This window comes from Alterileibacterium massiliense (genome assembly GCF_900104645.1).
GTDB classification, from domain to species: Bacteria; Bacillota; Clostridia; order Peptostreptococcales; family Anaerovoracaceae; genus Alterileibacterium; species Alterileibacterium massiliense.
Genome location: NZ_FNWE01000002.1, coordinates 732,030 through 758,426 on the forward strand (window position 1 = coordinate 732,030; position 26,397 = coordinate 758,426).

Here is a 26,397-nt window from a genome sequence, read left to right on the forward strand (position 1 = left end):
CATTTCATGGCAGAAGAAAATAAAGAGATAGTTATTGTAGATGATAAAACTATACAAGAAAAAATATATCTTATTCGTGGGCAAAAAGTAATGCTTGATGCAGATTTAGCTGAAATATATGGTTATGAAACAAAAAACTTTAATAGACAGGTGAAAAACAACGCAGAAAAATTTGAAGGTGAAGACTTCATGTTCCAATTAACGGACGAAGAAATGGTAGAACTTTCAAGGTGCAAAAATTTCACCTTGAACAGAGGGACTGGTAGAGGAAGTAATATTAAATACAATCCTTATGCCTTTACAGAACAAGGAATCTATATGCTTATGACTGTACTAAGAGGTGAACTTGCTGTTAGGCAAAGTAGAGCTTTAGTTAGAACATTTAAGCAAATGAAAGATTTTATCATAGAAAACCAAGATTTTATCGGTTCAAAAGAATTAGTTCAAATAGCAGTACAGACAAATCAAAATACAAAGGATATAGCTGAAATAAAGTCGCAAATGGCTACAAAAGAAGATTTGAAAAAGGTTATGGATAATTTTATAGATCCGGACACATACAAGCATTTCCTTTTAATGAACGGAGATAAGATTGAAGCAGATGTTGCCTATACAAAAATATATAAGTCTGCAAAGAAAAGTATTTATGTGATAGACAACTATATAGGCTTGAAAACCTTAGAATTATTAAGGGCTGCAAAAGACAATGTTGAAATTATAGTCTTTAGCGACAATGTGAAAAACAAGGATATGCTGACAAAAAATATCCTAAACGATTTTAGAAAAGATTACCCTAATATCAATCTGAAGATGAAAATTGCAGGTAAAAAGTATCACGATAGATATATTGCCATTGACTACGGAACAGACAGTGAAGCCTTTTATCTTTGCGGAGCGTCATCAAAGGACGCAGGAAATAAAATATCAAGTATTACAAAGATAGAGGAATCTTCCAAGGATATGTATCATACGATGTTTGGCGGAATGCTGAACAATAAGGATTTGAAAATTTAATATGTAAATGGTAAAGCGTTATTAAATGAATAGCTATAAGACTTGTGAAAGGCGGTAGAAATAAAACTCTATCGTCTTTTTTTGATTGCAACTAACAGGAGGGAAAATAATATGCACGAAAATAAAAATGAACATAATACAGGAACAAAGACTATAAAAAAGATTGGAAAAGCAACTTATGAGGTTATTGTCCATTTTAATGAAAATGCGACTGAAACTATGCAAGATAAATTGAAAAGGATAATGCTTAGAGAAATGGAGCGAGAAAAAGATAAAAAACCTCATAAAAATGATTAGAAAGTCCTTGACAAGTTGTTACAGGGAAAACTGCCAAGTCTATTCTAATATCTTGTGGAGCAAGACTTGCTCCTTTTGACATAAGAGAGCTTAGAGAACTAATGAGTGAAGATGAACTTGAGCTTGATACACTGGGAGATAGAAAGACAGCACTCTTTGTCATTATCTCCGATACAGATGATACTTTTAACTTTGTGGTATCTATTATGTATTCTCAGCTATTTAACTTGCTATGTGATAAGGCAGATGATGTGTATGGAGGAAGATTACCTGTTCATGTAAGATGCCTACTTGATGAGTTTGCAAACATCGGCTTAATTCCAAAGTTTGAAAAACTGATAGCGACAATCCGTTCCAGAGAAATATCAGCGAGTATAATTCTTCAAGCACAATCTCAGTTAAAGGCAATCTATAAAGATAATGCGGACACAATTGTGGGCAACTGTGATAGTACCTTGTTTCTTGGTGGCAAGGAAAAGACCACATTAAAGGAACTTTCCGAAACACTGGGAAAAGAAACGATAGATTTATATAATACATCGGAAACAAGATCAAATGCTAATAGTTATGGACTCAATTACCAAAAGACAGGAAAAGAGCTTATGAGTCAAGATGAGATAACGGTTATGGATGGCAGTAAATGTATCTTTCAGCTTAGAGGTGTAAGACCGTTTTTATCAGATAAATTTGATATTACAAAGCATAAGAATTACAAGTTACTTGAAGATTTTAATAAGAAAAATGCCTTTGATATTGAGGAATATATCAAGAGAAAAGGGAAAGCAAAATTAAATAGAGAAACGGTTATTACAAGAGTGCAGTAAGTCTAAAGAACATAGATTTGCTGCTTTTTTATTACTCAAAATCAGGAGGAAAGATGGTAAGGATAAGAAGTCCCACTAAGGAAAACTAAATAGCAAGAGTATCAGCGATTGGAAAAGAAAAACTCCGATCGCTTTTTTTATTTAAACGAAAAGGAGAAATTTTTAATGAAGCAAGAAATGATTAACATCAATGCCAATTTATTGGCGGAACCAACTTTTTCAAGTTTTGACAAAGAGGGAGAAACTGTTGAGGTTGCAAACTTCACGCTTGTAAAAAAGTACGGGAAAGGCAAGGAGTATATCAACTGTGCAGCCTATGGAGAAAAATCGGAGAAAGCAAAGGACTTTGAAAAAGGCGATTTGATTCATATCTTTGGTTACTTTAAGAAGCGTGAAAAAGAGGGAAAGACTTACAAAAACTTTGTAGTGAAGTCATATAACAAGATTGAAAAGAAAGAAGAAAGCGAGGAGGAATAAATTATGGAATTTTTTACACAGGCAGTTAATGTATTAAAGATTTTGGTAATGGCAGTAGGTGCAGGACTTGGAGCATGGGGTGTTATCAACCTGATGGAAGGATATGGTAATGACAATCGTGCGACACGTTCATAAGTGAAAAGCTTATGCACTAAGTCGAAGGACTGAAAGTTCAAAACTTAGGAGAACTGGCAATCTGATAGGTAGAATGACGGGGTAACGCCCTGAAATGCCTACACTGATACTCCGATTGGCAATGAATATTAGACTATTTCATTGTCAAAAGCTCGGTGAAGTCGGCAGAGAGTAGCCGTAAGACTGATATTAACATCAGACACGAAAGCTGTTCAGAGGTGGACGGTGCTACCTATATGTCGGGTGTCGAATACGCATGGTGAGAATGTGTATACCAAAGCACTGACGTACTTCCGAATGTAAGGGTCTAAACGTTTGAATTTGCCTAACGGCAATTCCCATCAAAGATGGGGTGTTTGTGGATGAGTAAGAATGGTTGTTATGAAAATCCATATATCGTTACAGGCGATATGGTGAAAACTAAACACAGGCTTAGAGGAAGAACCTAAACGTATTCAAAGATAAGATTGTCGGAACGTGGTAAGCCAAGAGCATGGAAGCAGTCTAATGCTAATGAAGTGTTGAATGGGAAAATGACTGAAAAAAAAAAAAAAACAGCATATAACCATTCTTTATCTCGGTGAAAGTGGTGGCACAGTACCTATGAAGCGAAAATAATAAGTTCGTGGAGGGATAGCCACCAGTCACATGAAAGTACAAGAACTGAAATTAAGACAAACACAGCTTCGAGTATGACAAAGAAAATCAAATCCGAAAGGAGATGGTGACTGTGTCCACTTCGAAACAAACACTGAAACAAAGCAAAATCCGTTATACGGAATACTATGACTTGCAAAAAGTCCTTGATGATTTATATGAAGATAGCGGTAATAATAAAGTATTTTCAAATTTAATGGAGTTGATAACTTCAAGAGAAAATATTAAACTTGCCTATCGTAGTATAAAAGGGAACAAAGGAAGTCATACGGCTGGGGTAGATGGCAGAACAATAAAACATCTATCAAGGCTAAATGAAGAAGAATACATTTCTCTCATACAAAAACAGTTTCATTGGTATAAGCCACGCCCTGTAAAGAGAGTGGAAATGCGAAAGCCTAATGGGAAAATTAGACCTTTAGGAATACCAACTATTGTAGATAGAATTGTACAACAATGTATCTTGCAAATATTAGAGCCGATATGTGAAGCCAAGTTTCATGACAGTTCCTATGGGTTTCGACCTAACAGGAGTACGGAACACGCTATTGCAGAATGTGCAAGACTAATGCAGATACAGCACTTACACTATGTAGTCGATATTGATATACAAGGATTTTTCGATAACGTATATCATGCAAAGCTCATAAGGCAGCTTTGGAATTTAGGAATCCAAGACAAAAAGTTACTTTGTATCATTAAGGAAATGCTTAAAGCAGACATAGTTATGCCCGATAAAAAGGTAATTACACCAACAAAGGGAACACCACAAGGCGGAATATTATCACCGCTACTATCTAATGTAGTCTTGAACGAATTAGATTGGTGGGTTTCATCTCAATGGCTGACAATGCCTACGCATTATCCATATAAACAGAGAACGAACAGTCAAGGAACAGAGATAAAAAGCCATACTTACAGAGCTTTAAGAACAAGCAACCTAAAAGAAATATACATTGTAAGGTATGCTGATGATTTTAAGATATTTTGCCGTAATTACTACGATGCAAAAAGAACCTATCAGGCAGTTACAAAATGGTTGCAAGACCGATTAAAACTAAATGTGAGTGAAGAAAAATCTAAAATAACAAATCTAAAACAAAGGTATTCGGAGTTCTTAGGATTTAAGCTTAAGGTTAAACCAAAAGGCAAAAAGTTTGTTGTACAGTCGCATATAAGTGATAAGGCACTGAAAAATGCAAAAGAAAATATTTCTAAATGTGTTGCGGATATAAAAAGACCTGCAAACGAAAAGGAACAGTACAAAGCAATAGCCAAGTATAATGCCACTGTTTCAGGCTTGCATAATTACTACCAAATAGCAACAAATGTAAGTTTGGACTTTGCTAAAATAGCCTTTCACATTAAAAAGCAGATGAACAACAGACTTGATATTAAAACCAGTGGAACGCTAAACAAAGGATTTATCAAAGAAAAATATGGAAAAAGTAAACAGCTTCGCTTCCTTAATGGACATCCGCTAATTCCAGTTGGATATATTAGGACAAAGGACGCAAAACACAAGAAAAAGGTTGTAAATAAATACACTGTAAAGGGCAGAGCTTTTATTCATAAAAATCTGCAAATTGATGTAGATACACTTGTTTGGTTGATGAGACATCCTGTACTTGATAAGAGTATAGAGTTTGCAGACAACAGAATCTCGCTCTTTGCAGCTCAATATGGCAGATGTGGGGTAACAGGTGTAAAACTTACACCAAACGATATACATTGCCATCACAAGATACCGTTTGAACAAGGCGGTACAGACAGTTATAGCAACTTAATTCTTGTTACAGAAGCAGTTCATATACTTATCCATGCAACAAAAGAAGATACAATCCAAAAGTATATAAAAGAGCTTGGCTTAACGGTCAAGCAGATCGAGAAATGTAATAAGCTTAGAAAAATGGCAGGATTGCCACTAATTTAGAAAAAAATAATTTGTTACGAAGTGTGTAAGTCTTAGTTAAAACGTGAAAATCTTTCTTGTGATGGAACGCCGTGTGCGGTGAAAGTCGCATGCACGGTGTGAAGTGGGGGAAAATCCGGAGATAACATCAAAGGATTACCTATCACTATCGGGTGCAAAATCTCAGGGCATTAAGCAGCTTATGGCAGGAGGCGGCATTGTCCTTATCGGATTAAAGCTGATTCCGCTTCTTGCAAATGTACTCAAGTAAGAAGAAAAGGAGAAATTAAATGTTTGGGATATTCGACAAGATAGAGGAGTTTTTCAAAGATCTTCTACTGGGCGGTATCCAAGCAAACTTAGAGTCCATGTTTCTTGACATCAACGATAAAGTTGGTGCGATTGCAACGGATGTGGGAAAGACACCGATGGGGTGGAACGGACAGGTTTTTAGTTTTATCAAAAGCATTAACGATTCCGTCATTATTCCCATAGCGGGACTAATCATCACAGCAGTCCTTTGTATTGAGCTTATCAATATGGTAATGCAAAAGAACAATATGCATGATACGGACACCTTTGAATTTTTTAAGTACATCATTAAGATGTGGATTGCCGTATGGTTAGTGTCTCACGCTTTTCAGTTTTCTATGGCAGTCTTTGATGTGGCACAGCACATGGTAAATAAAGCGGCAGGGGTAATTAACACCTCTGCCGTTATCTCCGGAGATCAGATTGTAACGATGGTAGAAGGCTTAAAAGATAAAGGTCTTGGAGAGCTTGTCATGATACTCTTTGAAACCTCGCTCATAAAGGTGGCAATACAGGTCATTTCCATTGTGATTATGCTTGTGGTATACGGCAGAATGTTTGAGATTTATGTTTACTCATCCGTTTCAGCCATTCCTTTTGCCACAATGGGAAACAAAGAGTGGGGACAAATCGGAACAAACTATATCAAAGGCTTATTTGCACTTGGGCTACAAGGACTCTTTTTAATGGTTTGTCTTGGAATATACGCAGTATTAGTTAAGACAATACAGATAACAGATATACACACAAGTACCTTTACGATACTTGGATATGCGGTTTTGCTGGGGTTAATGATGCTAAAGAGCGGAACACTGGCCAAAAGCGTATTAAATGCACACTAAAAGAAAGGAAATATATGATGAATAAAAGAAAAACAGTATTGATAGCAGTAGCAGTTGGAACAAGTATTATGGCAGTTATGGATAGAATCAGGCTTCATAGCAAGGTGAATGACTTGGAAGCAAGAACAAAGGATATCGGTCGCTGCCATAATGATTTTTGTCTAATTCAGGAAAGATATAACAGAAGCACAGATGAACAGATTGCAAGTATTCAGGAAGAAATCGGCTCCGTATATGAACATATAGAGGAGCTTTCAAAGGGTAAAGAAGATGGGAGGTAAGTTATGGCGTATGTACCTATCCCAAAAGACTTAAAGAAGGTAAAAACAAAGGTTGCATTTAACCTGACGAAAAGACAGCTTATCGGTTTTACGATTGCAGGACTGATTGGAATACCAATCTATTTATTTATGCGAAAGGTCGTTCCAAATGATATAGCAGTTATCTTTCTCATTGTGTCCACTCTTCCAATATTTTTCATCACTCTTTTTGAAAAGGACGGACTTAGCTTTGAGAAATACTTTAAGTGTATTTACCTTCACAAATTTTATCAGCCACAAAAAAGAGTGAGAAAGGAGGTTTATCTTGAAAGACAAAAGAAAGATTCAGCAGCTAAAGTTAGAACAAAACCAAAAGAAATTAAGAAGTCAAAAGCAGGACTTAAAGCAAAATAAGGGGAAGTCTAAAAAAGATAGGGGCGGATTACTTGACCTTATCTTTAGGAAAGAACCGAAAAGATACACAGTTGAAGATACCATTCCCTATCTTAGATTATTAAAAAGCGGGATATGTCAGATTGATGAAAAGCATTTTAATAAGAGTATCGCTTTTGAGGATATAAACTATCAGCTTGCTTTAGAAGAAGATAGGGATTTGATTTTTAATCAGTTTGCAAACTTTCTTAATTCCTTTGATCCAAGTGTCAGCATAGAGTTTTCATATATCAATCAGCTTGGTAGAAACGAAGAAATGAAATCAGCCATTCAAATACCGGATAAAAAGGACGGGTTTGACGATATACGCCTTGAGTTTCGAGAAATGCTGAAAAGTCAGATTGTAAAGGGAAATAACGGACTGAAAAAATCAAAGTATGTAACCTTTACGGTGGAAGCGGATAATTTAGAGCAGGCTACTTCAAAACTGGAAAGACTGGAGATAGATATATTATCAAGTCTTAAAAGTATGGGAGTAAGAGCGGAAAGCCTGAACGGAGAGGAAAGGCTAAAGATACTTCATGATGTTTTAAATCCCAATAAGACCTTTGAATTTTCATATAAGGACTTAATGAAGAAAGAAAGCACAAAGACATACATTGCTCCTGATGAATTTAACTTTACACCGTCAAGGTATTTTAAGTTTGGAAAATTTATCGGAGCGGCAAGTCATTTTCAAATCCTTGCAAGTGAGCTTTCAGACCGTATGCTTGCAGAGTTTTTGGATATAGACGATAACATCAATATCTCTTTTCATATCAAGGCAATCGAACAGTCGGAAGCCATCAAGATGGTAAAAAGAAAAAATACCGATATTGACAAGATGAAGATTGAGGAAAACAAAAAGGCTGTAAGGTCGGGATATGATATGGACATTCTTCCAAGTGATTTAATTACCTATGGAGAAGATGTAAAAAGTCTTTTAAAAGACCTCCAGACAAGAGATGAGCGTATGTTTGTCGTAACCATTATCTTTATGAACTTTGCAAAGACGATTCAAAAGCTGGATAATACCATTTCTCAAATCAGCTCCATTGCCAATAAGCATAATTGCAAGTTAAAAAGACTTGATCACTCACAGGAACAGGGCTTAATCAGTGTACTTCCACTTGGGGTAAATAAGATTGAAATTGACAGAGGACTAACCTCATCATCTACGGCTGTATTTATGCCATTTACCACAGAGGAGCTTTTTATAAATTCGGCAAACAGTTTGTACTATGGACTAAATGCCCTAAGTCATAACCTGATTATGGCAGACAGAAAGAAACTGAAAAATCCAAACGGTCTAATTCTCGGAACTCCGGGAAGCGGTAAATCCTTTAGTGCAAAAAGAGAAATGGCAAATGCCATTCTTACAACCGATGACGATGTAATTATCTGCGATCCGGAAGGCGAGTACGGAAACCTTGTGCGTCAGTTTAAAGGAGAAGTCATAAAGGTTAGCAGTAAGTCAAAAGACTATCTAAATCCCCTTGACATCAATATGAACTATGGCGATGGGGACGCACCACTGAAAGATAAGGCAAACTTCATTATGTCTATGCTTGAGCTTGTAGTTGGTGGTAGTGGACTTACGGCAGAAGAAAAGTCGGTTATAGATAGATGCCTACCTAAGATTTACGAAAAGTATTTTGAAAATCCAGAACCTTGTAATATGCCTATACTTCAAGACCTATACGATATGTTAAAAGGACAGGAAGAAAAAGTTGGTAAAAAGCTGGCAACGGAAATGGAGATTTATGTAACAGGCTCTCTTAATGTATTTAACCATCAGTCCAATGTGGACTTAAATAAGCAGCTACTTTGTTTTGACATTAAGGAGTTAGGCTCGCAGCTTAAAAAAATCGGAATGCTTGTTATTCAGGATCAGGTGTGGAACAAGGTATCGCAAAACAGAGGGAATAAGGCTACAAGGTACTATATCGACGAGTTTCACTTATTGTTAAAAGACGAGCAGACAGCTTCCTATTCCGTCGAGATTTGGAAAAGATTTCGTAAGTGGGGAGGAATCCCGACAGGCATTACACAGAATGTCAAAGACCTACTGATGAGTAAGGAGATAGAAAATATCTTTGATAATACGGACTTTGTCTTAATGCTTAATCAGGCTTCAGGCGATAGAGAAATTTTAGCAAGGAAACTTAAAATCTCACAGCCACAGCTAAGATATGTAACCAATTCCAATGCAGGAGAAGGACTTTTGTTTTTTGGAAATACCATTGTTCCTTTCCTTGATAAGTTCCCGAAAGACACAATCCTTTATCAGAAGATGACAACTAAGCCTGAAGAAGTGAGGTAGGCTTATGGGAAAGAAACTGAAAAAGGACTTTAAGGAAAGGCAAAGGGCAAGGATTGAAAAGGAAAGGCTGCAAAGTAATGGCAGCATAGAGCCTGAAGAAAATAAACTAAAGCATAATGATGATTACAGAGGGAAAATCGTCCATGACAAAGACAGATTTCAAGATAAGGTTCATGAAAAGGTCAGTAAGAGAAGTGCAGAAACTGAATTAAACGGAAAAACTTCTAAAAGAAATGCAAGGTATAGAAGTCCTGAAACAGGAAGCATAAGTCAGGAAGAAATCGGGAAAGCGGATTATGATACTGAGGTTAAGGATGGAAAAATCTATGATCCTTTAGGAAAAGATCTCGACAATGACGGGATTATAGACAGATATGACAATGACTTTAGGGACAGCGACTATTTTGAGTCAACCTATGATGTAGAGGACAACCTTCATCATAAAGTAGAAGATACAAAAGGCTTTTCAAAAAGCCAAAAGGCTCAAAAGAAAAATTATAAGAGAAAAAACTATTCCGATAAGCTCTATACCAGAAAAAAGGACAAAGAAGCCAAAGAGGAAAAGGCTGACAATAAAAAAAGCAGAAAAGAAGCCATTCTTGATAGAGAAAAGAAAAACAGGCTTTCTAAAGAACAGGAAAGAACTTTTAGGGATAAGGCTTCTAAGGTGTCCGCTTTATCAGGACTTGCTAAAGGAAGTGAAACCGTAAGAGATTACCTATCTCATGGAAGCGATGAAAATCAAGGGGTAGAGGCAGGAGAAAAAACAGCCGATACAAGCTCAAAACTCATTCATGGAATTAAAAACTATTCAGATAAGAAAAGAGCCAAAAAAGGATATGACCTTACGAATAAGGACTATAAAATCAGAAAGCGAAAATCCAAATTGGAGTTTCGAGATGCCAAAGAGGAGCTAAAAAAGACACAGGAGTATCAAAAAGCAAATAACTTTAAGCGATTTCAAAAGCGAAAGCAGATGAAAGATTCCATTAAAAGGCAGAATAAGTCAAGGCTTAGAGATCGCATTAAGGAAGGGCTTATAGGAAGTCTTAAAAGTTCAAAGGAAGTCATATTAAGAAAAGCAAAGAGACTTATGGTTATTTTCATAGGTCTTATTATTTTGGGAACTTTCTTTATCAACTTTGCAGGAACGGGAATGACAGGCTTTATGAACTCCACAAGTTCTGTTCTTACAACAAGCTATTTGTCAAAGCCAAATGTCCTAAATGAAATCAATCAGAACTTTTCCGCTATGGAAAGTGAGCTTCAAAGTGAGGTTGACAATGTCGAAGAAAATTATCCCGGATATGACGAGTACATCCTAAATAATACAGAGTACATCGGTCATAATGTCCATGAGCTTTTATCCTACATTACATCAAGGTGCGGAGAAGTAAAGAATGTATCGGAAGTAAGCTCCGTATTAAATGAGCTTTTTAAGTCCATGTATGACCTTGAGTATAAGGAAGAAGTAGAAATCAGATACAGGACAGTTACAGAAACCTATACCGATGAAGATGGAAATGAATATACCGAAAGCCATGAAGAACCTTACGAGTACAAGAAACTGATTGTAACCCTTCATAAAAGGGAAATGGACAGCATCATAAAGGAAGTCTTTGCAAACTATCCTGACAATCTAAAACACTATGAAGCCTTATTCCTTGCTCAAGGCAATATGGGAGAAGCCTTTGGCAATAGCGATCTGATTGCTTCAAATGGAGGTATCGGAGGTGGAAAAGAGTATGAGGCATCTACGGAAGTTCAAAAGAAGATTGTAAATGCTGCATACATTACGCCATCTCCGGGTGCAGGCTGGTGTGCTATGTGGGTATCGCAGGTCTATCAAAATGCAGGACTTGGATATATCGGAGGAAATGCCTGTGATATGTACCGAAACTATACCTTTACATCAGATAAATCAAAACTCAAGGTAGGAATGCTTGTTGCAGTTGAAAGTAGTAGTAGCGGAAGTACAGCAGGACTTACCTATGGTCATGTAGGAATTTATATAGGCGATGGCAAGGTGATAGATAATATCGGGAGAATCAGAGTAACTACCTTAGATGATTGGATAGCATCTTTTTGTCAGCATCATCCCGTAGGCTTCGGCTTTCCGCCAAATGTAAACAGATAAGGAGGACACAATTTGAAAAAAGAACTGACAGCAGTAAAAAATAGAATAAAGAAGTTAAAGGATAAAAAGGCTCTAATTGATGAAGAATTGGAGCCTTTGTTCATTCGTGAGGAAGAACTTGAAAACGAAGAAATTATTGCCATTTGCAGAAAGAACAACATTGCAATCAGTGATTTAATGGCAAAAGTAAACAGAGAAAAAGCAGAAGTGAAAAAGGAGAAAACAAATGAAAACCAGTTTGAAAAATAAAAGAATTACAGCCATTGTTGTAGCTTTTACCCTGTTAATGGGTGGAGTTTTAGGGGTGTTAAAAGTTGGTGCAAAGACAGTGTTTGCGTCAAATGAACCGCCTGAAAAATATGAAACATATTATGAACTGAAATTTGAGGATCATACTTCAGATGACACCTTTAGAGGATTTTATTATGTCGGAAAAGAAAATAAAGAAGGTCAGCCATTGAACTTTAAATTTTCCTTATCAAAATCCTTTGAAGAAAAGGGCGGTGTGGTTGTCGATAAGTATAATGAAACCTTTACCAATGAGAACATGGACAAGGAAAATGAGTTAGATGATCTAAGATACATGACAAAGAAACCCTATCCATATTATCGAATTCATAATGTAGGGACAGGTGCTTTTACAAGTATCGTTTCTCCAAGAGATAAAGATAATTACTATATTGGAGATATTACAGAAAAAGCAGAAGAACGAACCATAAAAGGAAAGAAAGCAAATGTCATTGTCTATACCTGCCCTGTTCTACAGTTAAATAGAAATATTGAGAAAGTAACAGTTGACTATGAGGGAGAGCTTAAAGAGGAAACAAAGAACGCTATTATTGACAGAGTAAAAGAAGTAAATCCCAATATCAACAATGTAAAAGAAATTAAGATTGTTAAGAACAAGCTGATTATTGAAACATGGAACAGATTTCATACAGGTGTCCCATACCTTGAATTACCTTTAGAGGATTTATATAAGAGAGTAGCGAATGCGTCAGCTCAAACAGACAATAAGGATACAAAGGATCAGGAAAGTCAGACAAAAAGTGAAGTAAAGGTCAAATATCAATATCAGGATGGAAAGGTATATAAGGAGTATTCAGCTTATTTTGATAAAAATCAGGTGATTGACGCTTCTGATCTTGAAATGCTTCCTGATAACATGAGCTTTAATGACAATTTTGTAAGCTACAAAGTAAAATGTGATGGAAGCGATAGTATTATCCGAATTGTAAAAAAGTTAGAAAGTAATGCTCAGACGCAGACGGAAAAGCAAAAAACAGAAGATAAGGGAACTCAAACAGAGCTTAGCAAAGATGATATTTCCAAAATGGAAAAGGAATCTAAGGAACTTCAGGAAAAACTTGATAAGCTAAATCAAGAGATTAAGGACAAGGATAAATTAAGCGACAAGCAAAAGGAGAAAATCAAAGACCTTGAGGAAAAAATAGATAAGCTGAAGGAAAAACTTGAAAAGGGCAAAGACGATAAGGACTTATCGGCGGATATGAAAAAGGAGATTGAGAAGCTAACTGAGAAAATTAAGGAGCTTGAGAAAAAGACGAATGAGGTTGGCAAGGCTACAGTTACGCATAATCCTACTGTAACACCAATCAGCCCTATCTCCGGAATGAAAACAGGAACAGGAAACTTCCCTCAAACATCGGTAAGTGATATGGGAAAAGGCTCATCATCACAGGATAATACAGGAAAGATTACAAAGGACACAAATGTTGACAAGACCGATGGAAAAGAAAAAGAAGTTCGTTATCCCAATAAGCTGACACCGAAACAGCCTGCCAATAACAGCAGTCAGGATTTCTCTATGGATGGTTCAAGTAAGACAGTAAATACCAATAAAGGAGTTGCGTCAGCACCATCAAAGGCAAGAGGAACTGTTACGGAAAATAAGGATAATGCGAACAATGATTATCCAATTCATCATGGAGATAGCAGTGATAAGGGAGAAACGGATATGTATTCAGCGGATGCAAGACAGTTTGTTACCTTTACTACTAAGAATGGCAAGACTTTCCATCTAATCATCAATCACGATGAGGATAGCGAGAATGTTATGCTCCTAACAGAAGTATCCGAAGACGATCTTCTTAATATGGTTGAGAAAAAAGAAGCTCCGAAACAGGAAATTACAAAGGAAGAACCACAAAAAGAAGAACCTAAACCTGTGAAAAAAGAAGAAAGCAGTAATACAGGAACCTATTTAATTCTAATTCTTGTAGTAGCAGGAGCATTAGGTGCAGGATATTATTTCAAGGTCGTTAAGAAAAAGGAAGATAAGGAGCTTGAAAGCTTTGAGGAGGAAGATGATGATTTCTTTTCAGAAGCGGAAGAAAGTGAAAATGAAGTAGATGAAGCAGAAACAGAAGATAAGGAAGATGATGATTTGGAATAAATTTGCACCCAAAACTATCTCATATTTGGTGCAAAAGACAGGGCGGGAGAGTAAAATCTTTCGCCCTCTTATTTTGAAAAACAGGAGGAAAAATATAGATGAAACTTGTAATTGCCGAAAAGCCAAGTGTTGCAATCTCTATTGCAAAAGTAATTGGAGCAACAAAAAAGAAAGACGGATACTATGAGGGAAACGGATACAAGGTGAGCTGGTGTGTCGGACATTTAATTCAGATGGCAAATCCAGAAAGCTATGATGAAAGGTATGCAAAGTGGAATATGGCGGATTTACCGATTATCCCAAGAGAATATAAGTATGAGATTACAAAGTCCACAAAGAAACAATTTACCATTCTTAAAAAGCTGATGAATGATAAGGACATAGACATCGTGATAAATGCTTGCGATGCAGGGCGTGAGGGAGAAGCAATCTTCAGGCTTGTATACAATCAGGCAAATTGCAAAAAGCAGATGAAACGCCTTTGGATTTCATCAATGGAAGATAGTGCCATAAAGGAGGGCTTTGATAACCTGAAAGACGGAAGTTTTTACGATAATCTATTTGAATCATCACAAGCAAGGGCGATTGCAGATTGGCTTGTGGGAATGAATTTAAGCAGACTGTATTCGTGTCTATACAAGCAAAATTACAGTGTGGGCAGAGTTCAAACACCTACCCTTGCCATGATTGTAAATAGAGATAATGAGATAGCAAATTTTAAGAAAGAAAAATATTTTACAGTCGAACTTTCTATGAATGGCTTTACACTATCAACAGATAGAATTGATGATGAAATAACAGCGGAACAGCTCTTAAATTTAGTAGGCGATAAGATAGAAATTACCGATGTTATTCAAAAGGAAAAGATAACAAAGCCTGAGCTGCCATTTGATCTGACAACGCTTCAAAGAGAGTGCAATAAATATTTTGGATACTCAGCTAAGCAGACACTTGATTATGCTCAAAGTCTTTACGAAAAGAAACTGATTACCTATCCAAGAACAGACAGCAGATGCCTTACTGAAGATATGATTGTAAGTACGGTTAATAACATTTTAGGAAAGAATGATTTTGACACAGAGCGTATCAAGACGGTATTTAATTCTAAAAAGGTTACAGACCATCATGCGATTATACCGACAGCAAGCAGTATGAATGAGAACTTAACTTCTCTTCCGGAAAGTGAATTGAAGGTATATGAACTTATTTTAAATAAGCTACATGCAAGTGTAGGCTATCCTTTAATTGAGAATACAACGAAGATTGTGGCTGAATTTGATGGATTTGAATTTACAAGTAGTGGAAAGGTGATTGTAGATGAGGGCTTTACCAAATACCTAAACGAATATGCGAAAAAGAAAAATGAAGATACAGTGCTTCCGGATGTAAAGATTGGTTATAGTCTTGATATTAAAGATAAAGAGATAAAAGAAAAATATACTCAACCAGCTAAACATTTTACGGAAGATCTTCTCCTAAAGGCGATGGAGCTTGCAGGAAATGACGCATTGGAAAAAGGTGTAGAAGTTGAGCGAAAAGGACTTGGAACACCTGCAACAAGAGCAGGAATCATTGAAAATTTAATCTTTAAAGGTTTTATTGAAAGAGATAAAAAGAACCTTATTGCTACACATAAAGGAATCAGCCTTGTAACTATTGTAGCCGATACATTTAAATCGGCAGAAACAACAGCAAAGTGGGAAATGGAGTTATCGGATATTGCACAGGGAAAATCTTCAAAGAAAGAATTTTTAGAGGCGATTGAAAATGAGATAAAAGAAGTGGTTTCAACTTATATCAAGTAAGATGGCACTAATTTCAAGGTGGAAAAAATGCCTTAAAAATGATATAATCTTTTGTAGGAAAAGTAGGGCGAAAGGAAACGGGTATGAAAGATACATTTATAGATACTGCAAAAGTTATGTCAAAAGGGCAGGTTACTATTCCGAAAAGGATAAGAGAGCTTTTGGACTTACAAAATGGAGATTATGTTACTTTTGTAGTTCATAAAGATAAGGTGCAAATTCAAAACTCCAAGACTTTTATTGAAGAAAACATTGATAAATAAAGGTGGTGAAATAACACAGATGACAATAGATGAAATAAAAAAGTTAATTCAAAATGGAGAAAAAATAGATGTTGAATTTAAAGAATCGAGGAATGCTTTAACCAAAGATGTCTTTGATACAGTATGCTCTTTTAACAATAGAAATGGAGGACACATCTTACTTGGTGTAGATGATAATAGAGAAATTATTGGTGTCAACGAAGATAAAGTTAATAAGATTATTAAAGAATTTACAACATCTATTAACAATTCGTAGAAGATGTACCCACCACTTTACTTATTGCCGGAAGTATTTGAGATTGACGGTAAAAAAGTGATTTATATCCAAGTACCTGAAGGTTATCAGGTATGCAGGCATAATGGAAGAATATGGGACAGGTCTTATGAAGGAGACATCAATATTACAGACCATGCAGAACTTGTCTATAAGCTATATTCGAGGAAACAGGGAAGCTATTTTGTGAATAAGGTGTATCCAAACCTCGATATAGAATTTCTTGATACTGATGTTATTGATAAAGCCAAGAGAATGGCAGTAGCAAGAAATAAAAATCATGTCTGGGAAAATATGAGTTATGAGGAACTGCTCCGAAGTGCAAATCTCATTCTGACAGATCCTGAAACAAAGCATGAGGGCATTACATTAGCGGCAATTTTGTTATTTGGAAAAGACAACTCTATTATGTCTGTTCTTCCACAGCATAAAACTGATGCAATATTTAGAGTTGAAAACAAGGATAGATATGACGATAGAGATGTAGTCATAACAAATCTGATTGATAGCTACGATAGGCTTATTGCGTTTGGACAGAAGCATTTGAATGACTTATTTGTCTTAGACGGAATTGTAAATGTCAATGCAAGGGATAGAATACTTAGAGAAATTGTTTCTAATACATTGGCTCACAGAGATTATTCAAGTGGTTTCCCTGCAAAAATGATTATTGACGATGAGAAGATTATGATTGAAAACAGTAACTTAGCTCATGGCATGGGAGCATTGGATTTACAAAAGTTTGAACCTTTTCCTAAAAATCCGGCTATTTCAAAAGTATTTAGAGAAATAGGACTTGCTGATGAGCTTGGTTCAGGTATGAGAAACACCTATAAATATACAAGGCTATATTCAGGTGTTGATCCTCTGTTTGAGGAGGGAGATATATTTAGAACGATTATTCCTTTGAAGAAAATAGCGACTCAAAAAGTTGGAGGAAGCGGTGTCGCTCAGGATGTCGCTCACAGTGTCGCTCAGGATGTCGCTCACGATAAGATAGCTCTTGCAGAGTTTATAAAAGAAAAAATAAGAGGAAACAACAAGATTACAAGAAAAGCAATTGCAGATGAAGCTGGAGTTAGTGTAAAGACTATAGAAAGAACCATTAAAGAAATGGATAATCTACAATATGTAGGAAGTGGAAATAATGGTCATTGGGAACTGAATGAATAGCAGTAAGTTGCAGCACATAGAATTGAAAGGTGATTAGAGTAAAATCTAATCGCCTTTTTTGTTTGTAAAAAAAGAAGGAGGTAAATATGCGAATAAATGATTTTCATAACATTTTGGAGCTAATAAAACAAGATGTTCTGCAGAGTGAAGCAGAGTATCTGAAGCTCTTAAAGGTTGTCGGGAACAATCAGAAATACGATTTTAGAAGTCAGTTAAGTATTTATAATAAAAATACTGAAGCGACAGCTTGTGCCAAGTTTGACTACTGGAGAGAACACTTTAACCGAACCGTTATGCGAGGTCAAAAGGGTATTCCCATTTTAGAGGACTACGGCACATACAAAAAGGTGGACTATATCTTTGATATTAGTCAGACAGTTTCCAAAAACAGAGATGTCAATGAGGTAAATCTTTGGAGATTTGATAAAGAAGCTCATAGAGATGTATTAAAAGAAATGATAAAAGCTGAAGGCTATGAAGAAAGTGAAAACACCATAGAAAATATCTTTTCTTTAAGTAGGCTCTACGGAGATGAAAAAATAGATAGCTTGATGAATGAACTTAGAATATCTGATGAGGACAGAATATCTTTTACTAAATTTGTTAGGGATTCAGTAAGCTATGCAGTAGCTTCAAGATTTAAGTTAGACTATCCTATGGATAAGGATCTGTTAAAGGAAAACTTTGCAATGTTTGACAGCATTTCTCTTATGAGCCTTGGAGAAACGGTATCGGACATTAGCGGAACAGTCATTGATGCAACCATTCAAAAAAGCAAAGAGTTAGAGCTTCAAAAGGAAGTTTTAAGAGGCAAAGAAGCAGGATATAATAAAATAAAAGAAGAATTAGAGGAGGTAGAAGAAAATGTACTTCGACGAGATGATCAGGAAAGAATTAGTGAAAACGAGCGAATTTTCCGAAATGGAGAGTACGGACGAGATAATAGAGAAAATCAAAGAGAATACACTGAATCAGTTGGAGGAAGAGATGGACTTTATGAGGGAATATCCGAATCCGACATACGCAGTGATGAGGTTGGATTATCTTTCAAACAGCGAGGATCAGAGCCACTTCGAGATGTTAGTGGATCTATACAAGGAAAAGAAGCTGATAGGACACCTGATGGATACTCAGAAACAGGCGATAGAATTTATGAGAGCGGAGAAGCCGAAACTGATGATAGCTTGGAAGATAGAGGACGAGAGCCATCCGCAGTACCAAGCGATGATTTCAGCCCTCAAAGAAATGACAATCAAGGAAGTAGTGGAAATCTAAAAGAAAATACGGATAAAGAGATAAAAGAAGCTGACAAGGCTTCTTTTTCTTTACCCGAAAAAAACTCAGGACAGATTAAACTTACAATACCTCTTACTCAAAATGATATTGACAGTATTCTTGTAAACGGTGGAAATCATGAGGGTGGTAGACTTCCTATTATTGCTGAATTTTCCAAAGGAAAAACAGTAGAAGAATTAGGAGAATACCTTAAAGATACCTTTAGAGGCGGAAACGGTTTATTTCTTAATGGAGCAGAAGTATCTTCCTGGTATTCGGATAAAGGCATTCATTTAGCTTATGGAACTTCGGCAAGAGAAGATAGCACGCAAATTTTAAGCTGGAGTGATGCTGCAAGAAGAATCAGTGAGCTTTTAGAAACAGGAGAGTTTGCTACAAATGTAGAGCTTTTAGAAGCACAGGACTATGAAAGAGATAGAGTTTCAGAATCCTTATGGTATCTATACCACGATTTAAGTGAAGAAGGGAAAGCACAGGGATATTTTGACTTTATAGAAAGAGGTGGCGGCTTTCCGAAAGAAACAAGACAGTTATCGGAAGCTCTTAAAAATCCTGACTATCTAAAAAATGTTATTTCCGAGTACAGCCGTTTTTTAGCAGGATACAAAGAAAATAGAGATGTACTAAGATTTCATTATCACAAGGTAGATAGCCTTTATCAAAAATTGCAGGAGCTTGAACTTCCGAGAAAGGAATATACCTCTAATCTTACCGAACTTCCAAAGGTACAAGGATTTATTACAGAAGATGAAGTCCTTGCTACGATTTCAAGAGGAAGTGGAGTAGATAGAGGGAAAGAAAGAATTACAAAGTATTTTAAAGAAAACCATACGCTTCAGGAAAAAGCAAATTTCTTAAAAGACGAGTATGGAATTGGCGGAGGCTCTCATGCTGTTTCAGGCGAAAGAGGAAGTGGAGAATGGCACGATGCAAAGGGACTTAAATTACAGAAGAATCATTGTAACGATGTATTTCTTACATGGTCAAATGTAGCAAAGTATATAGATGAGCTGCTTTCTAAAAATCTTTATCTTGAAGAGAATAAAATTGAAAGCAAGACAGCGATAGAAGAACAAAAAGAGCCAAGTTATTACTCTAAAGACGATCCATACAATCTGATGACTGATGAAATGCTTGAGAAAGTTCCTGAGCTTTATGCACAAGAGGATGTCGCTTTAGCGGATAAACAGGTTCATGCAGCATATATTATTCCTTTCCGTTCTAATTGGACTTGGTATATGACGGAGTACGATAGAGAAAGCAAAGACGCTTTTGGACTTGTTTTAGGTATAGAACCGGAATGGGGATATTTTAATCTTGATGAGCTAAAGGAATTAAATGCCCAAAGACTTGTTTTAGAGGATTTTCCAAAGACCTTTAGAGAACTTAAAGACAGTGAACTTAAAAAGCAGATGGATGAGCAGGAGCTTTACCATGTCTTTAATGGAGAACTTAGCTTTGAGGAGAATAATACAGAGCTTGAAGCACCTGAAGAAGTAGAAGAAAGCATACAGGCAGAACCTCTTCAGGCTACCTTATTTGATTATCTAAAGGAAAAAGAAGAAGTAGAGCTTAACGAAAAAGAGGACAGCCCTTCAGATGAGTTTGTAGTTAAAGAAGGCGATACCGTCTATTTTAATCATGAGGAGTACAAAGTAAGGGAGATCTCTAAAAATCAAATCACAGGAAGAAATGATTTGTGGCTTGATCCTACAAGACAAGGTAATCATCAAATACCGATTATATCCTTTACAGATGATGAGGATTTATTAAGACAAGTAAATCTTGAAAGACCTGAATTTATCATCGGTGATGAAGTGAAGTACAAGGGAAAAGACTATACCATCACAAGATTTGATGATATGGGAAATAACCTAAAGACAGTAACGGTCAAGGATAATACAGAGTATCTTGGAGGTATGATTACAGGCTCCGATGTAATTCCTTATTACAAAGAAAGTGAGCTTGATAAAATCTTTGAAAATCTCACCAATGCAAAGCCCGAAAAGACTTTTAAGGAAGTAGAAATAAAGAAAAATGAGGCACATAATTTCAAGATTACAGAAGAAACTCTTCCTCAAAAGTTATCTCCAAGTGAGAGATTAAACAATAACCTTGAAGCAATCTCTATGCTTAACAGGGTGGAAAGCGGAGAACGAGAGCTTGATATTATAGCTCAGGAAGTTTTAGCAAAATATGTAGGTTGGGGCGGACTATCTGATGTCTTTGATGAAAGTAAAGAAGTACAGTGGAAAGAGGCAAGAGCTTTCTTAAAGGAAAATCTATCGTCATCAGAATATGAAGCTGCAAGAGAATCAACCTTAACGAGCTTTTACACACCGAAAACCGTTATTGATGGCGTATATAAGACGCTTTCAGGTATGGGATTTAAACAGGGAAATATCCTTGAGCCGTCAATGGGGATCGGGAACTTTATCGGTAATCTACCTGATGAAATGAATAAGTCCAAGTTTTATGGTGTAGAGCTTGATTCGGTAAGTGGTCGTATTGGAAAACTCTTATACCCTGAAAGTGAAGTACAGGTAAAGGGACTGGAAGAAACGGGATTTTCCAACAACTTCTTTGATGTTGCAATCGGAAATGTTCCCTTTGGAGAGTACAAGGTAAATGACAGAGAATATAACCGCAATAACTTTCTTATTCACGATTATTTCTTTGCCAAGTCCATTGATAAGGTAAGAAACGGCGGGGTTATCGCCTTTATTACATCTTCAGGGACAATGGATAAAAAAGACGAAAGTGTAAGACGCTATCTTGCAGCAAGATCCGAATTTTTAGGGGCAATCAGACTTCCAAACGATACCTTTAAGGGTGTTGCAGGAACTGAGGTAACAAGCGATATTATTTTCCTAAAGAAAAGAGATAGCGTACTTGAGCGAGATGAAGATTGGATACACCTTGCGGAAGATGAAAATGGACTTGTATATAACAAATACTTTGTCGAACATCCGGAGCAGGTGCTTGGTTCTATGCGTGAGGTAAGTGGTCGATTTGGAAAAACTCTAACTTGTGAGCCGATAGCCTTTTTAGGGCAAGAGAACAATATGGCTTCGTTAAAGGATCGTATCGAGATTGCGGGAGAAAGAATTTCAAAAGATGCAAAGTATGAAGAAATAGAGCTACTTGATGATGAAATAACATCAATTCCTGCAACCGATGATGTAAAGAACTTCTCATACACCTTAATTGATGATGAAGTTTATTATAGAGAAAACTCACTCTTTATCAAAAAGGAAGTATCAGACAAGAAAAAAGAAAAAATCAAGGATTACCTTGAGCTGAATGCTGCCTTAAAAGATGTGATTTACAAGCAGAAAGAAGATTTTAATGAAGAAGAAATTAAGGCTTCACAGGAAAAACTAAATGAAGTATATGACAATTTTTCAAAGAAACATGGCTTTGTAAATAACCTAAGTAATACCAGAGCCTTGAAAGAGGATAGCAACTTCCCGCTTGTTTCATCCATTGAAATCCTTGATGAAGAAGAAAATTTCAAGGCAAAGGGAGATATTTTCTCCAAAAGAACCATTACAAAAGCCAAAGTCATAGACCATGTGGATACCTCTTTAGAAGCTCTTGTTTTATCGGTATCTGAAAAAGGCTATGTGGATTTTGACTATATGGGAAGTCTTACCGGAAAAGACAGACCAACTTTAATTGAGGAGCTTCGAGGGGAAATCTACCTAAATATTAGAGAAGAACAAAACTTTTACAGACCGCTTTCCTTTAACTTAGAAGATGGTGATTTACCTTTTGCCTGTGCCAATGGCAGTAATTCCTATAAATATGGCTATGTAACAAAGGATGAATATTTAAGTGGAAATATCAGGGATAAGATTGCCATAGTAGACAGTTACTTATCAAAGCTCAGACAAACGGAAAGAGAACTTCCTCATCTTGGCTATGAAGAAAATGGAAAAGAAAAAGAGCTGATAAGCTATGAGATGAACCGTTTGGAATATCAAAAAGCAGAGCTTACAAAAGTTCTTCCAAAGGAGCTTGAAGCAAGTGAAATCAATGTGCGTCTTGGGGCAACTTGGATACCGATTAAAGATATTGAGAAATTCATCTTTGAAACGCTGAAAACTCCGGGATATGCAAGATGGGATATTAAGGTTAAGTTTTCAAACCTGACAAGTGAATGGAATGTAGAAGGAAAAAGCAGGGACAGAGGAAATGACCTTGCGGAGATGACTTACGGTACATCAAGGGTAAATGCCTATAAGCTGATTGAAGATGCCTTAAACCTGAAAGAAACAAAGGTATTTGACCAGATTGTAAATCCGGACGGTTCTAAAACTTCTGTCCTAAATAAAAAAGAAACCATGCTTGCAGGACAAAAGCAGGAGTTATTAAAAGAAGAATTTAAGAACTGGATATTTAACGATCAGGAAAGAAGAAGTCGTCTTGTAAAGCTGTATAATGAGCGTTTTAACTCTATCCGTAACAGAGAATATGACGGAAGCAATCTTTCCTTTGAGGGAATGAATACGGAGATTGACTTAAGACCTCATCAAAGAAATGCCATAGCAAGAAGTCTTTATGGAGGAAACACCTTGCTTGCCCATGTAGTAGGCAGTGGAAAGACCTTTGAAATGGTAGCTTCTGCAATGGAGAGTAAAAGGCTTGGTATGTGCAGTAAGTCCTTGTTTGTTGTACCAAATCACTTAACAGGACAAATCGGTCGTGAGTTTATGCAGCTATATCCGTCGGCTAACATTATGGTGGCAGATAAGAAAGATTTTGAGCCGAAAAACAGAAAGAGATTTATAGGCAAGATTGCTACAGGGGAATACGATGCGGTTGTTATCGGACATACGCAGTTTGAAAAAATTCCTATGAGTAAGGAATATCAGGAAAAGCATATTCAAGATCAGATTGATGAAATCGTAAACTATGTAGAAGAATACAAGCATGACAGAAATCAGAACTTTACTGTGAAACAGCTCGAAAAGACAAAGAAAAAACTGGAAACAAGGCTTGAAAAATTAAATGATGATTTTAAGAAAGACGATGTGATTACCTTTGAGGAATTAGGAGTTGATAAGCTCTTTGTTGACGAGGCACATGGCTTTAAGAACCTTTATCTCTATACCAAAATGCGTAATGTTGCAGGTATCGGGCAGTCAGAAGCCTTTAAGTCCTCCGATATGTTTATGAAATGCAGATATATGGACGAAATGACAGGCGGCAAAGGCGTGGTCTTTGCCACAGGAACGCCTGTAAGTAACTCTATGACAGAGCTTTATACCATGCAAAGGTATCTTCAGTATGAGAGCCTTAAAAAGAATGGACTGGAGCATTTTGATTCTTGGGCTTCCACTTTTGGAGAAACGCAAAGCTCCTTTGAACTATCTCCTGAAGGTACAGGGTATAGGGTAAAGACGAGATTTTCAAAGTTCTATAACTTACCTGAACTAATGAGTATGTTTAAGGAAGTTGCAGATATTCAGACTGCGGATATGCTTAACCTTCCTACACCTGAAGCTAACTATGAGGTTATTAAAACAGAGCCTTCTGAAGAACAAAAAGAAATTCTAAAGAGCCTTTCTGAAAGAGCAGATGATGTTAGAAATAGAGTTGTAGAGCCAGAGGTTGATAATATGCTTAAGATTACCAATGACGGTAAGAAACTTGCCTTAGATCAGCGTTTAATCAATCCTCTGCTTCCTGATAATCCTGATAGCAAGGTCAATGTATGCGTAAAGAATGTCTTTGCCATTTGGGATAAGACAAAAGAAAACAGGTCAACACAGCTACTTTTTTCTGATATGTCCACTCCAAAAGGAGATGGAGAATTTAACATCTATGATGATATTAGAGAAAAACTCGTAGCTATGGGAATACCAAAAGAAGAAATCGCCTTTATCCATGAAGCAAACTCAGACAAACAGAAAGATGAACTCTTTGCGAAAGTAAGAAAAGGCGAAGTTCGTATCTTAATGGGTTCAACGCAGAAGATGGGAGCAGGAACGAATGTGCAAAATAAGTTGATTGCTTTGCATGACCTCGATGTGCCTTGGCGTCCCGCTGACTTAGAGCAAAGAGCAGGGAGAATTGTAAGACAGGGGAACGAAAATGAGAAAGTAAATATCTATCGTTATGTTACAGAGAATACATTTGACAGCTACTTATGGCAGACGATAGAGAATAAGCAGAAATTCATTTCTCAGATTATGACTTCAAAGACTCCTGTTCGTGTTGCGGAAGATGTGGACGAAAGCTCTCTTAACTATGCAGAGATTAAAGCTCTTGCAACGGGTGATCCAAAGATTAAAGAGAAGATGGATTTGGACAACGAGGTTACAAAACTTAAAATGCTTGAAGCAAACTATAAGTCCAACCGTTACAGATTAGAGGATAAGGTGGTGAAAAACTATCCTGAAGAAATCGCAAGAACGGAAAAACTCATTGAAGCTGTCAGAAAAGATATATCCGATGTAGAGCCTAAAGCGGAAGGCGAGGAAAAGTTTACTTCCATTACCATTGCAGGAGAAAAAATTACCGATAAGAAATTAGCCGGAGAAAGACTTCTTGAAGCTATTTCAAAGGTTAAAATCAATGAAAGCAAGGTTATAGGAAAGTATAGAAATATGGATTTAGAAGTAAGTTATAACTTCTTTACCAATGAACATAACTTTAGCCTAAATGGTGCTGCAAAGCATTCAGGAGAGCTTGGAACAAGTGCGGACGGTAACCTTACAAGACTGGATAATGCTCTTGAGAAAATGCCTGAGAAATTAAACAGGCTTGAAGAAAAACTTATCAGTACAAAAGAACAACTGGAAAATGCCAAAGAGGAATTAAAAAAGCCTTTTGAAAAAGCTGATGAGCTGAAAACTAAGGTATTAAGACTTGCAGAATTGAATAAGCTACTCGATATGGGAGAAGTGGAAGAAAAGAGAAATGATAATCCGCTTATAGAAGATGTAAAAAGGGCAATCATTGATTTCTGTAACAGGGAATATGAAGAAAATCATAGCTATGATGAATTTAATACCCTGTATCCTGATTTAAAACATATCGGTATCGCCTATACCAATACGCCGGATGAAAGACATGGTATTCAGTATGAGCTTGATTTAGAGGAAAAAACTTGGACACAGTATATTGATGATATGCCTATCAAAACAGAGAGCTTTGATTATGAGAATAAAGGAGAAAATGAAGCTCTAAGAAACATCAAAAATGAAATAGAAATGTCCTCTTTTAGCGATTTGGTTTATGTTGATTCAGAAGATTTAAGAGCAGCAACGGGTCTTGATATTGACGATGAGGGCAACTTCTATGATCCACTTTCTAAAGACCTCGATAATGACGGTATTCCTGATAGATATGACAATGACTTTAAGGACAGTGATTATTTTGAGTCAACTTATGATGTGGAGGATAATCTTCATAGCAAAGAAGAAACCACACAAAAATCAGATGATAAGCCATCTATTTTAGGGCAGATAAGAGCATATCAAAATGAAAGTAAAACAGAAGAAAAGCAAAAAACAAAAGAACAGGAATTTTTAAGATAGG

At 36.4% G+C, this 26,397-nt stretch carries 16 protein-coding genes and 3 pseudogenes; all 19 read left to right on the forward strand.

Annotated elements, in window-relative coordinates:
• The first annotated feature begins 6 nt into the window (after nt 1-6).
• Nucleotides 7-1,014 (forward strand): ORF6N domain-containing protein, encoded by a 1,008-nt coding sequence (locus BQ5371_RS05275; protein WP_071132851.1) that lies wholly within the window; start codon nt 7-9, stop codon nt 1,012-1,014.
• 111 nt (nt 1,015-1,125) lie between these two features.
• Nucleotides 1,126-1,311, forward strand: a complete 186-nt coding sequence (locus BQ5371_RS05280) for a transposon-encoded TnpW family protein (RefSeq protein WP_071132852.1) — start codon at nt 1,126-1,128, stop codon at nt 1,309-1,311.
• A gap of 11 nt (nt 1,312-1,322) precedes the next feature.
• Nucleotides 1,323-2,135 (forward strand): annotated as a pseudogene (locus BQ5371_RS05285) (VirD4-like conjugal transfer protein, CD1115 family); the annotation flags it as partial.
• 165 nt (nt 2,136-2,300) lie between these two features.
• Nucleotides 2,301-2,612, forward strand: a complete 312-nt coding sequence (locus BQ5371_RS05290; RefSeq protein ID WP_000807041.1) for a single-stranded DNA-binding protein — start codon at nt 2,301-2,303, stop codon at nt 2,610-2,612.
• A gap of 3 nt (nt 2,613-2,615) precedes the next feature.
• Nucleotides 2,616-2,744 (forward strand): annotated as a pseudogene (locus tag BQ5371_RS06870) (Maff2 family mobile element protein); the annotation flags it as partial.
• Between the two features lie 724 nt (nt 2,745-3,468).
• Nucleotides 3,469-5,337, forward strand: a complete 1,869-nt coding sequence (ltrA, locus tag BQ5371_RS05295; protein WP_456297576.1) for a group II intron reverse transcriptase/maturase — start codon at nt 3,469-3,471, stop codon at nt 5,335-5,337.
• Nucleotides 5,338-5,488: 151 nt separating this feature from the next.
• Nucleotides 5,489-5,587: pseudogene (locus tag BQ5371_RS06875) on the forward strand (Maff2 family mobile element protein); the annotation flags it as partial.
• A 19-nt stretch (nt 5,588-5,606) separates the two neighbouring features.
• A complete protein-coding gene (locus BQ5371_RS05300) occupies nt 5,607-6,470 on the forward strand; it encodes a VirB6/TrbL-like conjugal transfer protein, CD1112 family (protein WP_071132855.1) in 864 nt (287 codons plus the stop codon).
• Nucleotides 6,471-6,487: 17 nt separating this feature from the next.
• A complete protein-coding gene (locus tag BQ5371_RS05305; protein ID WP_001042378.1) occupies nt 6,488-6,751 on the forward strand; it encodes a hypothetical protein in 264 nt (87 codons plus the stop codon).
• A gap of 3 nt (nt 6,752-6,754) precedes the next feature.
• Entirely contained in the window at nt 6,755-7,144 is a 390-nt protein-coding gene (locus BQ5371_RS05310; protein ID WP_000332195.1) for a PrgI family protein, read from the forward strand.
• Nucleotides 7,056-9,485 (forward strand): VirB4-like conjugal transfer ATPase, CD1110 family, encoded by a 2,430-nt coding sequence (locus BQ5371_RS05315; RefSeq protein ID WP_015017150.1) that lies wholly within the window; start codon nt 7,056-7,058, stop codon nt 9,483-9,485. The genes BQ5371_RS05310 and BQ5371_RS05315 overlap by 89 nt, the downstream gene beginning before the upstream one ends.
• A 4-nt stretch (nt 9,486-9,489) precedes the next feature.
• Nucleotides 9,490-11,622 (forward strand): CHAP domain-containing protein, encoded by a 2,133-nt coding sequence (locus tag BQ5371_RS05320; protein WP_071132856.1) that lies wholly within the window; start codon nt 9,490-9,492, stop codon nt 11,620-11,622.
• Between the two features lie 12 nt (nt 11,623-11,634).
• A complete protein-coding gene (locus tag BQ5371_RS05325) occupies nt 11,635-11,871 on the forward strand; it encodes a hypothetical protein (RefSeq protein WP_047200382.1) in 237 nt (78 codons plus the stop codon).
• A complete protein-coding gene (locus BQ5371_RS05330; RefSeq protein ID WP_047200381.1) occupies nt 11,849-14,038 on the forward strand; it encodes a CD1107 family mobile element protein in 2,190 nt (729 codons plus the stop codon). Before BQ5371_RS05325 ends, BQ5371_RS05330 begins: the two co-directional genes overlap by 23 nt.
• Before the next feature lie 98 nt (nt 14,039-14,136).
• A complete protein-coding gene (locus BQ5371_RS05335) occupies nt 14,137-15,843 on the forward strand; it encodes a DNA topoisomerase 3 (protein WP_047200380.1) in 1,707 nt (568 codons plus the stop codon).
• 83 nt (nt 15,844-15,926) lie between these two features.
• The gene (locus BQ5371_RS05340; RefSeq protein WP_047200379.1) at nt 15,927-16,106 is read left to right on the forward strand and encodes an AbrB/MazE/SpoVT family DNA-binding domain-containing protein; all 180 of its coding nucleotides are present in this window, start codon (nt 15,927-15,929) and stop codon (nt 16,104-16,106) included.
• A 19-nt stretch (nt 16,107-16,125) separates the two neighbouring features.
• Complete coding sequence (locus tag BQ5371_RS07195; protein ID WP_456297577.1) at nt 16,126-16,362, forward strand: AlbA family DNA-binding domain-containing protein; 237 nt, start codon at nt 16,126-16,128, stop codon at nt 16,360-16,362.
• Nucleotides 16,363-16,365: 3 nt separating this feature from the next.
• Entirely contained in the window at nt 16,366-17,553 is a 1,188-nt protein-coding gene (locus BQ5371_RS05345; RefSeq protein WP_456297578.1) for an ATP-dependent DNA helicase RecG, read from the forward strand.
• Nucleotides 17,554-17,639: 86 nt separating this feature from the next.
• Entirely contained in the window at nt 17,640-26,396 is an 8,757-nt protein-coding gene (locus BQ5371_RS05350) for a helicase-related protein (RefSeq protein ID WP_071132857.1), read from the forward strand.
• Nucleotide 26,397 lies beyond the last annotated feature (1 nt).

Coding starts and splice junctions, on each gene's coding strand:
- BQ5371_RS05335 (WP_047200380.1), top strand. CDS start 14,137: ATGAAACTTGTAATTGCCGAAAAGCCAAGTGTTGCAATCTCTATTGCA.
- BQ5371_RS05300 (WP_071132855.1), top strand. CDS start 5,607: ATGTTTGGGATATTCGACAAGATAGAGGAGTTTTTCAAAGATCTTCTA.
- BQ5371_RS05290 (WP_000807041.1), top strand. CDS start 2,301: ATGAAGCAAGAAATGATTAACATCAATGCCAATTTATTGGCGGAACCA.
- BQ5371_RS05340 (WP_047200379.1), top strand. CDS start 15,927: ATGAAAGATACATTTATAGATACTGCAAAAGTTATGTCAAAAGGGCAG.
- BQ5371_RS07195 (WP_456297577.1), top strand. CDS start 16,126: ATGACAATAGATGAAATAAAAAAGTTAATTCAAAATGGAGAAAAAATA.
- BQ5371_RS05280 (WP_071132852.1), top strand. CDS start 1,126: ATGCACGAAAATAAAAATGAACATAATACAGGAACAAAGACTATAAAA.
- ltrA (WP_456297576.1), top strand. CDS start 3,469: ATGGTGACTGTGTCCACTTCGAAACAAACACTGAAACAAAGCAAAATC.
- BQ5371_RS05305 (WP_001042378.1), top strand. CDS start 6,488: ATGAATAAAAGAAAAACAGTATTGATAGCAGTAGCAGTTGGAACAAGT.
- BQ5371_RS05350 (WP_071132857.1), top strand. CDS start 17,640: ATGCGAATAAATGATTTTCATAACATTTTGGAGCTAATAAAACAAGAT.
- BQ5371_RS05320 (WP_071132856.1), top strand. CDS start 9,490: ATGGGAAAGAAACTGAAAAAGGACTTTAAGGAAAGGCAAAGGGCAAGG.
- BQ5371_RS05310 (WP_000332195.1), top strand. CDS start 6,755: ATGGCGTATGTACCTATCCCAAAAGACTTAAAGAAGGTAAAAACAAAG.
- BQ5371_RS05330 (WP_047200381.1), top strand. CDS start 11,849: ATGAAAACCAGTTTGAAAAATAAAAGAATTACAGCCATTGTTGTAGCT.
- BQ5371_RS05275 (WP_071132851.1), top strand. CDS start 7: ATGGCAGAAGAAAATAAAGAGATAGTTATTGTAGATGATAAAACTATA.
- BQ5371_RS05345 (WP_456297578.1), top strand. CDS start 16,366: ATGTACCCACCACTTTACTTATTGCCGGAAGTATTTGAGATTGACGGT.